13 protein-coding genes, 1 other RNA gene and 2 pseudogenes are annotated in these 12,640 nt (G+C 62.7%); 12 read left to right on the forward strand and 4 right to left on the reverse strand.

The features are described 5' to 3' along the window. Nucleotides 1-109 precede the first annotated feature (109 nt). Nucleotides 110-663, reverse strand: a pseudogene (locus NKJ11_RS26355) (AAA family ATPase). An 83-nt stretch (nt 664-746) separates the two neighbouring features. Next, nucleotides 747-1,106, reverse strand: a transfer-messenger RNA (tmRNA) gene (gene ssrA / locus NKJ11_RS26360). Between the two features lie 170 nt (nt 1,107-1,276). Here ssrA and NKJ11_RS26365 point away from each other — a divergent pair. Further along, the gene (locus tag NKJ11_RS26365) at nt 1,277-1,588 is read left to right on the forward strand and encodes a DUF2853 family protein (protein ID WP_023813086.1); all 312 of its coding nucleotides are present in this window, start codon (nt 1,277-1,279) and stop codon (nt 1,586-1,588) included. A gap of 157 nt (nt 1,589-1,745) precedes the next feature. Then, a complete protein-coding gene (locus NKJ11_RS26370) occupies nt 1,746-2,540 on the forward strand; it encodes a thymidylate synthase (RefSeq protein WP_128306071.1) in 795 nt (264 codons plus the stop codon). An 11-nt stretch (nt 2,541-2,551) separates the two neighbouring features. Here NKJ11_RS26370 and NKJ11_RS26375 read toward each other — a convergent pair. Then, nucleotides 2,552-2,791, reverse strand: a pseudogene (locus NKJ11_RS26375) (TOBE domain-containing protein). A 113-nt stretch (nt 2,792-2,904) separates the two neighbouring features. On the opposite strand from NKJ11_RS26375, the gene modA reads away from it, so the two are divergent. The 4 genes from modA to NKJ11_RS26395 all read left to right on the forward strand — a co-directional run bounded on the left by modA (nt 2,905) and on the right by NKJ11_RS26395 (nt 5,944). After that, nucleotides 2,905-3,699, forward strand: a complete 795-nt coding sequence (gene modA, locus NKJ11_RS26380; protein ID WP_128306070.1) for a molybdate ABC transporter substrate-binding protein — start codon at nt 2,905-2,907, stop codon at nt 3,697-3,699. A gap of 15 nt (nt 3,700-3,714) precedes the next feature. Continuing rightward, nucleotides 3,715-4,419 (forward strand): molybdate ABC transporter permease subunit, encoded by a 705-nt coding sequence (gene modB, locus NKJ11_RS26385; protein WP_024501415.1) that lies wholly within the window; start codon nt 3,715-3,717, stop codon nt 4,417-4,419. After that, nucleotides 4,416-5,528 (forward strand): molybdenum ABC transporter ATP-binding protein, encoded by a 1,113-nt coding sequence (modC, locus tag NKJ11_RS26390; RefSeq protein WP_128306069.1) that lies wholly within the window; start codon nt 4,416-4,418, stop codon nt 5,526-5,528. Before modB ends, modC begins: the two co-directional genes overlap by 4 nt. A gap of 74 nt (nt 5,529-5,602) precedes the next feature. Further along, nucleotides 5,603-5,944 (forward strand): winged helix-turn-helix domain-containing protein, encoded by a 342-nt coding sequence (locus NKJ11_RS26395; RefSeq protein WP_127293106.1) that lies wholly within the window; start codon nt 5,603-5,605, stop codon nt 5,942-5,944. Between the two features lie 34 nt (nt 5,945-5,978). On the opposite strand, the gene cobF is transcribed toward NKJ11_RS26395, so the two are convergent. Beyond that, on the reverse strand, nt 5,979-6,779 hold the full coding sequence (gene cobF, locus NKJ11_RS26400) for a precorrin-6A synthase (deacetylating) (RefSeq protein WP_128306068.1): 801 nt from the start codon (nt 6,777-6,779) through the stop codon (nt 5,979-5,981). A gap of 206 nt (nt 6,780-6,985) precedes the next feature. On the opposite strand from cobF, the gene NKJ11_RS26405 reads away from it, so the two are divergent. The 6 genes from NKJ11_RS26405 to NKJ11_RS26430 all read left to right on the forward strand — a co-directional run bounded on the left by NKJ11_RS26405 (nt 6,986) and on the right by NKJ11_RS26430 (nt 12,603). Next, nucleotides 6,986-7,987: a DUF4424 domain-containing protein gene (locus tag NKJ11_RS26405; protein WP_128306067.1), complete on the forward strand. Its 1,002-nt coding sequence runs from the start codon at nt 6,986-6,988 to the stop codon at nt 7,985-7,987. Then, on the forward strand, nt 7,987-8,505 hold the full coding sequence (locus NKJ11_RS26410) for a dihydrofolate reductase (RefSeq protein WP_128306066.1): 519 nt from the start codon (nt 7,987-7,989) through the stop codon (nt 8,503-8,505). The genes NKJ11_RS26405 and NKJ11_RS26410 overlap by 1 nt, the downstream gene beginning before the upstream one ends. A 168-nt stretch (nt 8,506-8,673) precedes the next feature. Beyond that, nucleotides 8,674-9,798, forward strand: a complete 1,125-nt coding sequence (gene hflK, locus NKJ11_RS26415; protein WP_023813074.1) for an FtsH protease activity modulator HflK — start codon at nt 8,674-8,676, stop codon at nt 9,796-9,798. Next, nucleotides 9,798-10,763 carry a protease modulator HflC gene (gene hflC, locus NKJ11_RS26420; RefSeq protein WP_128305778.1) on the forward strand — a complete coding sequence of 322 codons (966 nt, stop codon included), beginning with the start codon at nt 9,798-9,800 and terminating at the stop codon, nt 10,761-10,763. Before hflK ends, hflC begins: the two co-directional genes overlap by 1 nt. 6 nt (nt 10,764-10,769) lie before the next feature. Beyond that, a complete protein-coding gene (locus NKJ11_RS26425; protein WP_023813072.1) occupies nt 10,770-10,958 on the forward strand; it encodes a DUF2065 domain-containing protein in 189 nt (62 codons plus the stop codon). A 127-nt stretch (nt 10,959-11,085) separates the two neighbouring features. Next, the gene (locus NKJ11_RS26430) at nt 11,086-12,603 is read left to right on the forward strand and encodes a DegQ family serine endoprotease (protein ID WP_023813071.1); all 1,518 of its coding nucleotides are present in this window, start codon (nt 11,086-11,088) and stop codon (nt 12,601-12,603) included. Nucleotides 12,604-12,640 lie beyond the last annotated feature (37 nt).

Below are 12,640 nucleotides of genomic sequence, written 5' to 3' on the forward strand. Positions count from 1 at the left end.
CTGAAACTGAAAGGGCTGGCCCCTGTGCAATACAGGAACCAGCCCTTAAACCTACCAACTCAATGAACCGTCCAACTTTATGGGGTCAGTTCATTCATCCCGGCCTTTTTCATGCCAATCCTGCCTCGATCAGCACGAAGCGCAGCCGCTCCTCGACCGTCGCCAAAGGCAGCGGGACGGTTTCATAGCCCAGTTCCGTGTAGACGCCGACCAGCGCATGGTGGGTACGCTCGGCCTCGTCGAGCGTCTGCTTGCGCTCTTCATCCTGCGCGAAGATCTCCGGCCATAGCGGGGCGACGAAGACACGCTGATGATAGCGGAAGCGCTCGGCGGCAGCGGTGGCGTGTTCGGATACCGGCAGGCCGCTCAGCCTGAGATAGCCGAGCGTGTCCGGAACGCCACGATCGAAAAAAACAGGACGCCCGGTCTGTTCTTGCGCAATTTGATACGAGCGCATCTCCCATGACAGCATCAACTCGGCGAACAGGGCGCGATCACGCCAGGGCAAAGCGGGTCCGCCAATGTCGGACTGGTCGCGGATGATGCCGCGCCCGGCTTCCGCCGAGGTGGCAAAGCCTGCGTGCGCAGGGCTTCGATCAAGGTGGTCTTGCCGGAACCAGGACCGCCAGTCAGCACAAAGAAGCGATCGGAATCGTTTTGCATGTTTTGTCCATGGAGGGAGCACGCGGCCGGCGCCTTCGCGGCGAAGCTGCCACTGCGCATGCTGCATATCGGAGGAGGGGAGAAGTGGAGGTTTCTGTTGCCAGGTACCTCCGAACCCCGCCTAGAAGTGCGAACCTCTAGGGCTTGATTTGAAGCTATCGCACCGCTTACGCGGCGAGACGTGCTTCCGCATAGTTGTCATTTGCAACTACAGGTTTAGCCCGATGACGGTGGTACCATGCCGGGCAAAAGTACGATCTTTACACCTTCGTCGATCCTATTTCGCCCCCAGCAAAAACCGCTCTGTCATCAGCAGCGGCTTTTGGTGGAGGCGCCGGGTACCGCCCCCGGGTCCGAACGGCTTATTTCATCGCCCATTTATCGCCATAGTCGGTCAAGCCGACAAACCGAATATAGGGGGCCATCGCAAGAAATGGAAGGCCGCAATGGCACTTTGTCCCCCTGACAAAACCGCAAGTCCAAAGGGTTGACTTGGGCGCGGTCTCAACCGAAGCTTTGCCCCGGTGAGGAGTTACCGACCTAGCGCACATGTTGCAGCAGCGCGCCACAGCCCTCATCGATCGGATCCGTGGCGCCGACGAGGGGAATTTTGATGGCCGACTATCTTGCAGACGTGAAGAAATACGATGCCGGCGCCAGTGCTGATGCGGTTGAAAAGATCGTCAAGCACCTAGGCATCGCGCTCAGGAACCGCGATTCCTCGCTGGTATCCTGCACCGACCCGAAGGAACTCGGGCGTGTCAGGGACAACTGGGTCGCCAAGAAGCTCGGCATCAGCGATGCAGCGAAGGCCGATGCATCCATCGAGAAGACTTGCAAGGCAATGGCTGCCGACAACACCAAGAGCCGGGTGACTTTCTACTACCTCGTCGCGAAGGACCTGGGCAAGCTCGGCTCCCTCTGACGACCGCGCTTCAATTCGCAGGGCTGGCGCGGTCCATGCGCCAGCCCTGATGTTGTTGGGGACTGGCGGGCTTCGGGCAGGGCTTGCGCTGCTTTGTGGTGTTCGATTGCCTGTCCGTAAGCTATGATGGCTGGACAACCGAATCGAGCCGGAACCGATGCGCCAGTATCTCGACCTCCTGCAGCACGTGCTGGACAACGGCGCCGATCGCGGCGACCGCACCGGCACCGGAACCCGCTCCGTCTTCGGCTACCAGATGCGTTTCGACCTGGCGCGCGGCTTTCCCGTCACCACGACCAAGAAGTTGCATCTCAAGTCGATCATCCATGAGCTTCTGTGGTTCCTGGCCGGCGATACCAACATCAAATACCTCACCGACCATGGCGTTTCGATCTGGGACGAATGGGCCGACGAGAATGGCGATCTCGGCCCGGTCTACGGCAAGCAGTGGCGTTCCTGGCCGGATGGCCATGGCGGCTCGATCGATCAGATCGCGAATCTCCTCAAGGAGATACGCAAAAACCCTCAATCGCGGCGGCTGATCGTTTCGGCATGGAATCCAGCCGAGGTGGAAGCGATGGCGCTGCCACCCTGCCACTGCCTTTTCCAGTTCTATGTTTCGGAAGGGCGGCTCTCCTGTCAGCTTTACCAGCGGTCGGCCGATATCTTTCTCGGCGTGCCGTTCAACATCGCGTCCTATGCCCTGCTGACCGTGATGGTGGCGCAGGTCACCGGGCTGAAACCCGGCGATTTCGTCCACACACTTGGCGATGCGCATCTCTACTCGAACCATTTCGAGCAGGCGCGCGAACAGCTGCGGCGCACGCCGAGGGCGCTGCCGACGATGTGGATCAACCCCGAGGTGAAGGACCTGTTCGCCTTCCGCTTCGAGGATTTCCGGCTGGAAAACTACGTCGCAGACGCGTCGATCAAAGCGCCGATCGCGGTCTAAGGCCGCAAATTTCAGTCGATGCCGACCATCACGTCCGAGGCCTTGACCACGGCATAGGCCTGCTTGCCCTTTTGAGCTTGAGATCGGCGACGGCCTTGTTGGTGATCGAGGCGGTGACGATGGCGCCGCCACCGATGTCGATCGTGACATGCGAGGTGGTGGCTCCTTGACGATCTCGGCGATCGTTCCCCGGAGGGGATGTTGCGGGCACTGATCTTTCCAGGGTTTCTTTGCCGGTCTTTCCAGGACAATTGGTGTCGTACGGACGCTTTCATGGGGCGCCGGGCCTTCCCTTGTTATATTCATGCGGATATATCGGTCGGAGACTTAGGGCTGACTAGCTTTCAAACCGAGGAGAGTTCCCATGCTGCGCAAAGGTTTTGGATCGAGGGCGATCGCCATTGGTGGCTTCGCTGCGGCGCTGATGGCAGTCGTGCCGGCAGCACATGCGGAAGACAAGGTGGTGGTGTTTGCCGCGGCCAGCCTCAAGGACGCGCTCGACGCCGTGAACAAAGCCTGCGAGGCCGATGTCGGCGAGGCGGCGACTGTCTCCTATGCCGCGAGTTCGGCGCTGGCCAAACAGATCGAGGGCGGGGCGCCTGCCGACGTCTTTATCTCGGCCGATCTCGACTGGATGAGATATCTCTCCGACAAGAAGCTGACCAAGCCGGACACCGAAGTGAAGCTGCTCGGCAATGAGATCGTGCTGGTGGCGCCGAAGGACTCGGCGGTCGACACCAGGATCGAGAAGGGCTTTGACCTCGCCAAGCTGATCGGCGACGGCAAGCTCGCCATGGGCGATTTCAAGGCGGTGCCGGCCGGCAAATACGGCAAGGCCGCACTTGAATCGCTCGGCGTCTGGTCTTCGGTCGAAGGCAAGGTGGCGCAGGCCGAAAACGTGCGCGCGGCGCTGAAGCTGGTTTCGACGGGTGAAGCAGCCCTTGGCATCGTCTACGCCACTGATGCGCATGCCGAAAAGGGCGTCAAGGTGGTCGGCACCTTCCCGGAGGATTCGCATCCGCCGATCATTTATCCGGTTGCCCAGACCGCCGATTCGAAGGACAAGGATACGCCGGCTTTCCTGAAATGCCTGCAGTCGGCCAAGGCGGCCGCGCTGTTCAAGGATCAGGGATTTACCGTGCTCGCGCCGAGCAACTGAGTTCCAAGGGGCACTATGAACTGGCTGCTGGACCTCACTCCCGACGAATGGAATGCGGTTCGGCTGTCCATCAAGGTGGCAACGGTGGCGATGCTCGCCAGCCTGCCGCCAGGCATCTTGATTGCGCTGCTGCTTGCCCGGGGACAGTTCTGGGGCAAGACCGTTCTCAACGGGCTGGTGCATCTGCCGCTGATCCTGCCGCCCGTGGTGACCGGCTACCTGCTGCTGCTCACCTTCGGCCGGCGCGGCCCGGCCGGCGCCTTCCTGGCAGAGCATTTCGGCATTGTCTTCTCCTTCCGCTGGACAGGCGCGGCGCTGGCCTGCGGCGTCATGGGCTTTCCGCTGATGGTGCGGGCGATCCGGTTGTCGATCGAGGCGGTGGACCGCAAGATGGAAGCGGCGGCGGGAACGCTCGGCGCCAATTCGCTCTGGGTTTTTGCCACCATCACGCTGCCTCTGATCCTGCCCGGGCTGATCGCCGGCGCCATCCTCGCCTTCGCCAAGGCGATGGGCGAGTTCGGCGCCACCATCACCTTCGTCTCCAACATTCCCAATGAGACGCAGACATTGCCGTCGGCGATCTACACATTCACGCAGGTGCCGGGGGGCGATGAAGGGGCGCTCCGCCTGACGCTGATCTCCATCGTCATCTCCATGGCCGCGCTGGTGGCTTCGGAGGTGCTGGCGCGGCGTGTCGGCCGGCGACTGGACATCGAATGAGCGTTCTCGTCGACATCAGTCATCGGCTCGGCGGTTTCGCCATCGACGCCCGCTTCGAAAGCGCCGGGCGGCTGACGGCGCTGTTCGGAGCGTCGGGGTCGGGCAAGACGACGCTGATCGACATGATTGCCGGGCTGATCCGGCCCGACAAGGGACGCATCGAGGTCGACGGCCGTGTGCTGGTCGATACCGGTGCCGGCATTTTCGTGCCGAAGCACAAGCGCCGCATCGGCATGGTGTTCCAGGACGCACGGCTGTTTCCGCATATGAGCGTTGCCGGCAATCTGCGCTACGGCCGCTGGTTCACGCCGCCGGCGGAGCGCTACGCCGATATCGATGCCGTCGTCGACCTGCTCGGCATCGGGCCGCTCATGAACAGGCGGCCGGCAAAGCTCTCGGGCGGCGAGAAACAGCGCGTGGCGATCGGCCGGGCATTGCTTGCCAGCCCCAGACTGCTGCTCATGGACGAACCGCTGGCCTCGCTCGACGAAGCGCGCAAGGCCGAAATCCTGCCCTATGTCGAAAGGCTGCGCGACGAGACGAAAATCCCGATCGTCTATGTCAGTCATTCGGTCGCCGAAGTGGCGAGGCTGGCCAGCGACGTGGTGATGCTGGCGCAGGGCAATGTCGTTGCCAGCGGGCCGACCGAGGCGGTGATGCAAAGGCTCGACCTGTTGCCGGCGGAGGAGCGCGGCGAGGGGGGCGCCGTGCTGGACACCAAGGTGCTGCGTCACGACGAGACTTTCGGTATGACCGTGCTCGGCTCGGCCGCGGGCGAGCTCCGGGTGCCACAGCTGGCGATGAAAACAGGTACGCCGGTGCGCATCCGTATCCGCGCCCGCGATGTGATGATCGCCACCGAAAAGCCGAGGGGTCTCAGCGCGCTCAACATTCTGCCGGGAACCATTACCGCGATGAGCCCCGGCGAAGGGCCTGCGGTCGAGGTCGGTATCGACTGCAATGGTGCAACCGTGCTTGCCCGCATCACCGAACAGTCGCGGCAGGCGCTGAAGCTCCATCTTGGCGGCAAGGTTTTCGCGGTGATCAAGACGGTGAGCTTCGATCGGGCGAACACCGGCGCCGGCCTGCCCGCCGAGGTGGATGGGTGATCCCGCTATGTCTTTTTGGAATAGCGGTTTCGCCAGGGAGCTTCTAGTATGAGGTTGGACCGCGGAGAGTAATGATGCCGTCGCTGAGCTTGCGGATAAATCTCGACCCCGACGGGCGCGTCGGGCCGGGCAAGATCGAACTCCTGGAACAGATCGCCGCCTTCGGCTCCATTTCGGCCGCCGCGCGCGGCATGGAGATGTCCTACAAGCACGCCTGGGACCTGGTCGAGGACATGAACCGGGTGTTCGGCAAGCCGCTGGTGGCGGCACAGACCGGTGGCCGCAAGGGCGGCGGCGCGCAACTGACGGCTGTGGGGCTGGCGGTGGTCAGCCGTTTTCGCGCCATCGAGCGTGCGGCGGCTGCGGCGGCGGCGACGCATATGGAGGCATTGCAGGCGGAGATTGATGCTGGGTGAGGGGGAAGGGAGTAGGGGAGTAGGGGAGTAGGACTTATTGCTCTTCACCGGGCTTGCGCAGCAAATAGCTGTCCATGATCCAGCCCTTCTGCCGACGAGCTTCCTCTCGAACCTTTTCGATCTTTGCGCCGATGTCACCGATCCTGCCGGAGAGAGTGATCTCGTCTTCCGTTCCGAGATAGGCGCCCCAATGGATGACGACATCCTTGTCGGCCAGCGTGTTGAAGGCGCATTTGCCGTCGAGCAGGACGACCGCGCTTCCGGCATTGTCCGGCATGCCTTCCTCAGTCAGGCGGCGGCCGGTGGTGATGAGGACGGAATCGCCGATGCGGTTCAGTGCCATCTTGTGGCTGGCGGCCAGCGCCTGGACAGCGGTGATGCCGGGTATCACCTCAAGCTCGAACGCGACATTGCCCCGCAGGCGCACGCGCTCGAGGATGCGCAACGCGCTGTCGTAGAGCGAAGGGTCGCCCCAGATCAGGAAGGCGCCGCAGCCATCCCCTGCGATCTCGTCGCGGATCAGGCTTTCGTAAATGGTGGCGATGGCTTCATGCCAGTCATCGACGGTCGAGCGGTAGGAGGGGGCCGGCCCATCTTCTACTGGCCCATCTTCCATTGGCAGGTCGCGCAACGGCACGTCGAATTCGACACGGCGTGATTTCGGGTTGGTGACGAAGCGGTCGCATATCCGGCGGCGCAGTTCGGCCAGTTCATTTTTTTTCGCGCCCTTGTCGGGAATGAACAGCACATCCGCCTGGTTCAGGCCTGATATGGCCTGAACGGTCATGTGGTCGGGATTGCCGGCGCCGATGCCGATGACGAGAAGCTTGCGCATGGGCGAACTCCTGCCCGATCGGAACCCGTTAGTCCAGACCGCGCTGGCGCGTGTCCAGACCGCGCTGGCGCGTGTCCAGACCGCTGCTGGGTGTCCAGACCGCTTGCTCCAGACCCTTTTTGGCGCGTCCGCGGATGCGGAAGGGCTTTGAAACGCCACATTGAAACGGCTAGGGTCCTGCAGGCATTCTAGCCGAGGGGGCTTCCATGTTGCGATATGTTCTGACCGCCGTGCTGGCCCTGTCGCCCGCGCCCGCCTTCGCCAACGATTCGGTTGCCGAACTTGGCACTGGCGGCCTGATCCTGTCGCGCAGCGATGCCGTGGCGATGCAAAGCGAGGATCTTTTCATCTCGCCGGAAAAGGTCACTGTCGACTATGTCTTCCACAACAACACCGATCGCGATGTCGAGGCCATCGTCGCCTTCCCGATGCCCGAAATATCGGGCAATCCCGAAGAAATCCCGGCGATTCCCGAAAACCAGAGCGACAATTTCCTCGGCTTCGAGGTGACGATCGACGGTGCCGCCGTCAAGCCGCAGCTCGAGCAGAAGGTGTTGGCGCTAGGCATCGACATCAGCGCAGAGATGAAGGCGCAAAACGTGCCGTTCTATCCATTCGGCGATGCGGCGAAGGCGGCGCTGGCCAAGTTGCCGCAAGCGGTTGTCGATGACTGGGTCAACCGCGGCATCATCATCGAGGACACCGGCAGCGACGGCACCGAGACGACCAAGGTCTACACGCCGTTCTGGCAATTGCGTTCGACCTACTGGTGGCGCTCGACCTTTCCAGCCAACAAGGACGTTCATGTTTCCCACCATTACAAGCCGAGCGTCGGCGGCACGTCTTCAGTCAGCTTCTTTTACGACGGCAAATTCCAGGGTCAGTATGCGGCCTACAAGGCCCGCTATTGCATGGACGATACATTCGAGAGTGCGGTGCGCAAGGCGGCGAAGAACGACCCTGACGGCTACCCCAAATATGTCGAGAACCGCATCGCCTATATCCTGACCACCGGCGGCAACTGGGCCACCGGCACAATCGGAAAGTTCAAGCTGACGATCGACAAGGGCAATCCGAAAGCCCTGGTCTCGTTCTGCGGCGACAATGTCAGAAAGACCGGACCGACGACATTCGAGATGACGGCGGATAATTTCTACCCCGAGCGCGACATCGACATCCTGATCCTCGAGCCAACGGACGACAATTGATGCATGTCGCAATCTACGTTGCCATCGCCGAGAACGGCGTGATCGGGCGGGACGGCGGGCTCCCGTGGCGGCTCTCCACCGATCTCAAGCGCTTCAAGGCCGATACGATGGGCAAGCCCATCATCATGGGCCGCAAGACCTATGAGGGCATCGGCCGGCCGCTGCCGGGCAGGTTGAACATCGTCGTCACCCGCGACAAGACCTGGCGCGCCGAGGGCGTGGAGGTGGCACATTCGCTCGAAGCCGCGGTCCAACTGGCGACGGTGCGCGGGCGCCGCATGGTCGGTGTGGACGAGGTGTGCGTCATCGGCGGCGGCGAAATCTATGCCCAGGCCATGCTTCTGGCCGATCGGCTGCATGTCACCCATGTGCTGGCAGCGGTCGAAGGCGACGCGCATTTCCCGCCGATCGATCCTGATTCCTGGCGTATTGTCAGCTCGCACGACGTCCCGGCCGGGGAAAAGGACAGCCACCCGACGCGCTATTCGGTTTACGAGCGGCGTCGAGAGAGACATTGACTGAAAAAAGGGGCATTGAAGGAAGACAAAGGGTCGCGACCGGACAAATCGGACGAAGTCGGCAGCGCATCGCGTTGAAAGCGCCTCGTGGCGTCCCTATAGAAGAACAATACTGGATTTTGCGCCGTAATACCGGCGCTTGAGGGAATTCCAAGCGAAAGGACATTCATGCCCTGGAACGATAAAAGCGGCGGTGGCGGCGGCCCATGGGGCGGCGGCGGCAACAATCAGGGGCCCTGGGGGCAGGGACCAAAGGGACCGAGCGGGCCACAAGGCTCGCCTCCCGATCTCGAAGACATTATCCGCCGCGGCCAGGACCGGCTGCGGCGCGCTCTTCCGGGTGGCGGCGGCGCGAGCCCGGCCATCTTCGCGCTGATCGCGGCTGCACTTGTGGTGCTGTGGGCGTTCAAGGCGGTTTATACCGTGCAGCCCGACGAGGTCGCGGTCGAACTGCGCTTCGGCAAGCCGAAGACCGAACTGTCGCAGCCTGGCCTGCATTTCCATTGGTGGCCGCTCGAAACCGTCGAGACGGCCAAGATTTCCGAGCAGCTCGTCGATATCGGCGGCGGCGGCGCGACAAGTGGCAACACGTCCGGGCTGATGCTTACCGGCGACCAGAACATCGTCAACGTCCAGTTCTCGGTGGCCTATCAGGTCTCCGACCCGAGCGCGTATCTCTTCGATGTGTCCGATCCCGACGGCATGCTGCGGCAGGTTGCCGAAAGCGCCATGCGTGAAGCCGTCGGCCGCCGGCCGGCGCAGGACATCTTCCGCGACGACCGCCAGGGCATTGCCGCCTCGGTGCGTGAAATCATCCAGACGACGCTGGACGGCTACAAGGCCGGTCTCAACGTCAACGCCGTCTCGATCGAGGATGCGGCACCGCCACGTGAAGTGGCCGATGCGTTCGACGAAGTGCAGCGCGCCGAGCAGGACGAGGACAAGTTCGTCGAGCAGGCCAACCAGTACTCCAACCAGAAGCTCGGGCAGGCGCGCGGCGAGGCCGCACAGATCCGCGAAGACGCGGCCGCCTACAAGAACCGGGTCGTGCAGGAAGCCGAGGGTGAGGCGCAGCGCTTCATCTCGGTCTATGACGAATATGCCAAGGCGCCCGATGTAACGCGCAAGCGCCTCTACCTGGAAACCATGGAGAAGGTTCTGAAGGATTCGAGCAAGGTCATCGTCGAGCAGGGCAACGGGCAAGGGGTCGTTCCCTATCTGCCGCTGCCGGCATTGCAGCCGAAAGCGCCGGCACCCGCTGCGCCCAGTGGCGTTACGGGAGGTAACCAGTGATGGCCAACCGTCTTCCCATCATCGTCGTCGCGGCAGCGGTTATCCTGTTCCTGCTCTATTCGTCGGTCTTCGTGGTCAATGCGCGTCAGCAGGCGCTGGTGCTCAGGTTCGGCGAGATCGTCGACGTCAAGAGCGAACCCGGCATCTACTTCAAGGCGCCGTTCTCGTTCTTCGACGCCGATACGGTGCAACTGATCGAGAACCGGGTGCTGCGCTTCGACCTCGACAACATCCGCGTCCAGGTCTCGGGCGGCAAGTTCTATGAGGTCGATGCCTTCATCGCCTACCGCATCTCGGATCCGCGGGTCTTCCGCTCCGCCGTGTCCGGTCAGATCGAATTGGCCGAGGCCCGGCTCAGGACGCGTCTCGACGCTGCCTTGCGCCGTGTCTATGGTCTGCGTGATTTCGAGGCAGCACTCTCCGAAGAGCGCGGCGTGATGATGCGCGAAGTCCGCGACCAGCTCAGGCCCGATGCCACATCGCTCGGCCTGCAGATCGAGGATGTCCGCATTCGCCGCACCGATCTCACGGCCGAAGTCTCGCAGCAGACCTTCGACCGCATGAAGGCGGAACGCCTGGCGGAGGCTGCCCGGCTGAGGGCGCGCGGCAATGAAGCGGCACAGCGCATCACGGCCCGCGCCGATCGCGAAGTGGTCGAGATTGTCGCCGAAGCGCAAAAAGAGTCGGAAATCCTGCGCGGCGAGGGCGAAGCCCAGCGCAGCGCCACCTTCGCGGGAGCCTATCAGCGCGATCCGGCCTTCTTCGACTTCTACCGGTCGATGAACGCCTATGGCACGGCGCTGGACAACACCGGAACGACGATGGTGCTTTCGCCGAACTCGGAGTTCTTCCGTTTCTTCCGCAATCCCGACGGCGGCGAGGGGCCGGCAAAGCCGGCTTCGCCTGCGCCAAACGCTCCGGCGACGGCACCCGCCGCGCCGGCACAGCCCAGCACCGGCCAGTAGCGGCCGGTGCAGGATTTTCTTGCCGCCATGGGCCTGGTCCTTGTCATAGAGGGTCTGGTCTATGGCGGTTTTCCCGGCCTGGCCAGGAAACTTGCCACCGAAGTGCTGTCGCTGCCCGAGAACGCGCTGCGGATCGCCGGGCTGGCGGCGATCGTGATCGGCGTCGGCATCGTCTGGCTGGTACGAGGCGCATGACGGCTGCGATGATTTATCCTCTGCCGATAGTCATAGCCGCAAACGTGCCGTATTTTTTGCCAACATGGCGTGACGCGGCGTTTTCGTCGAAGCGCTTTTCTTTTCAAGGATACCGGGAGGCTTCTCGATGACATCCAATACAATTCTGTGCGCGGCTCGGCGGACATTCATCGCTGGCGCGGCGGCACTTCTTGTCAGCGCCGTCGCTGTCCCGTCCTTCGTGACGCCGACATTTGCCGCCGATGGACCCGCTTCGGTCGCCGATCTGGCGCAAGGCCTGCTCGGCGCGGTGGTCAACATATCCACCTCGCAGACGGTCAAGGGCACCGAAGGCCCGGGCGCCGTGCCGATGCCGCAATTGCCCGAGGGGTCGCCCTTCCAGGATTTCTTCGACGATTTCTTCAAGAACCGCGGCGGTGACAAGGACAACGGCTCGCAGAAGGTGCAGTCGCTGGGCTCCGGCTTCGTCATCGATGCCGAGCAAGGCATCGTCGTCACCAACAACCATGTCATTGCCGATGCCGACGACATCGAGGTCAATTTCTCCGATGGTGTCACCTTGAAGGCGACGCTGGTCGGCACCGACACCAAGACCGATGTCGCCGTGCTCAAGGTCGATCCGAAAGGCCACAAGCTGACGGCGGTGAAGTTCGGCGATTCCACCAAGATGCGCGTCGGCGACTGGGTGATGGCGATCGGCAATCCGTTCGGCCTCGGCGGCACGGTGACGGTCGGCATCGTCTCTGCCCGCAACCGCGACATCAATTCCGGCCCCTATGACGACTTCATCCAGACCGATGCCGCGATCAACCGTGGCAATTCCGGCGGACCGCTGTTCAACAGCGCCGGCGAAGTCATCGGCATCAACACGGCGATCATTTCGCCTTCCGGCGGTTCGATCGGCATCGGCTTCTCCATCCCCTCGCAGCTCGCGTCCGGCGTCGTCGACCAGTTGCGCCAGTTCGGCGAGACGCGGCGCGGCTGGCTGGGCGTGCGCATCCAGCCGGTGACCGACGACATCGCCGAAAGCCTCGGCATGGCGACCGCCAAGGGCGCGCTGGTCGCCGGCGTGATCAAGGGTGGCCCGGTCGACAATGGCACCATCCAGGCGGGCGATGTCGTCATCAAGTTCGACGGCAAGGACATCCATGAGATGCGCGACCTGCCGCGCGTTGTCGCCGAAAGCCCGGTCGGCAAGGCGGTCGATGTGCTCATCGTGCGCAAGGGCGTCGAGCAGACCGTGAAAGTGACGCTCGGCCGGCTCGAGGATGGCGAAAAACTCGCCAGCGGCGAGGAGGGTGGCAATACCGACCAGGACAAGAGTGACAAGGCTCCGGCCGTTTCGACGGCTTCGGTGCTCGGCATGACGGTCGGTGAACTGAACGACGAAACACGCAAGAAGTTCAGCATTGCCGCCGATGTTTCGGGCGTCGTCATCACCGATGTCACCAAGGACTCTGCCGCCGCCGAGCGCGGCATCCAGCCGGGCGAGGTGATCACCGAGATCGCACAGGAATCGGTCGCGACGCCCAAGGATGTCATGGACCGGATCGGCGCCTTGAAGGAACAGGGACGCAAGAATGCGCTCTTGATGCTGGCATCGAAGACCGGTGAGCTCAGGTTCGTGACGATCCGGATGGACTGAAGTCAGCAGCCCGCAGGCATATTGTAACATCCTATGG

The organism is Mesorhizobium sp. M0243, from assembly GCF_040321775.1.
In the GTDB taxonomy this organism is placed as follows: domain Bacteria; phylum Pseudomonadota; class Alphaproteobacteria; order Rhizobiales; family Rhizobiaceae; genus Mesorhizobium.

Coding starts and splice junctions, on each gene's coding strand:
- NKJ11_RS26365 (WP_023813086.1), top strand. CDS start 1,277: ATGGCCGACTATCTTGCAGACGTGAAGAAATACGATGCCGGCGCCAGT.
- NKJ11_RS26370 (WP_128306071.1), top strand. CDS start 1,746: ATGCGCCAGTATCTCGACCTCCTGCAGCACGTGCTGGACAACGGCGCC.
- modA (WP_128306070.1), top strand. CDS start 2,905: ATGCTGCGCAAAGGTTTTGGATCGAGGGCGATCGCCATTGGTGGCTTC.
- modB (WP_024501415.1), top strand. CDS start 3,715: ATGAACTGGCTGCTGGACCTCACTCCCGACGAATGGAATGCGGTTCGG.
- modC (WP_128306069.1), top strand. CDS start 4,416: ATGAGCGTTCTCGTCGACATCAGTCATCGGCTCGGCGGTTTCGCCATC.
- NKJ11_RS26395 (WP_127293106.1), top strand. CDS start 5,603: ATGCCGTCGCTGAGCTTGCGGATAAATCTCGACCCCGACGGGCGCGTC.
- cobF (WP_128306068.1), bottom strand. CDS start 6,779: ATGCGCAAGCTTCTCGTCATCGGCATCGGCGCCGGCAATCCCGACCAC.
- NKJ11_RS26405 (WP_128306067.1), top strand. CDS start 6,986: ATGTTGCGATATGTTCTGACCGCCGTGCTGGCCCTGTCGCCCGCGCCC.
- NKJ11_RS26410 (WP_128306066.1), top strand. CDS start 7,987: ATGCATGTCGCAATCTACGTTGCCATCGCCGAGAACGGCGTGATCGGG.
- hflK (WP_023813074.1), top strand. CDS start 8,674: ATGCCCTGGAACGATAAAAGCGGCGGTGGCGGCGGCCCATGGGGCGGC.
- hflC (WP_128305778.1), top strand. CDS start 9,798: ATGGCCAACCGTCTTCCCATCATCGTCGTCGCGGCAGCGGTTATCCTG.
- NKJ11_RS26430 (WP_023813071.1), top strand. CDS start 11,086: ATGACATCCAATACAATTCTGTGCGCGGCTCGGCGGACATTCATCGCT.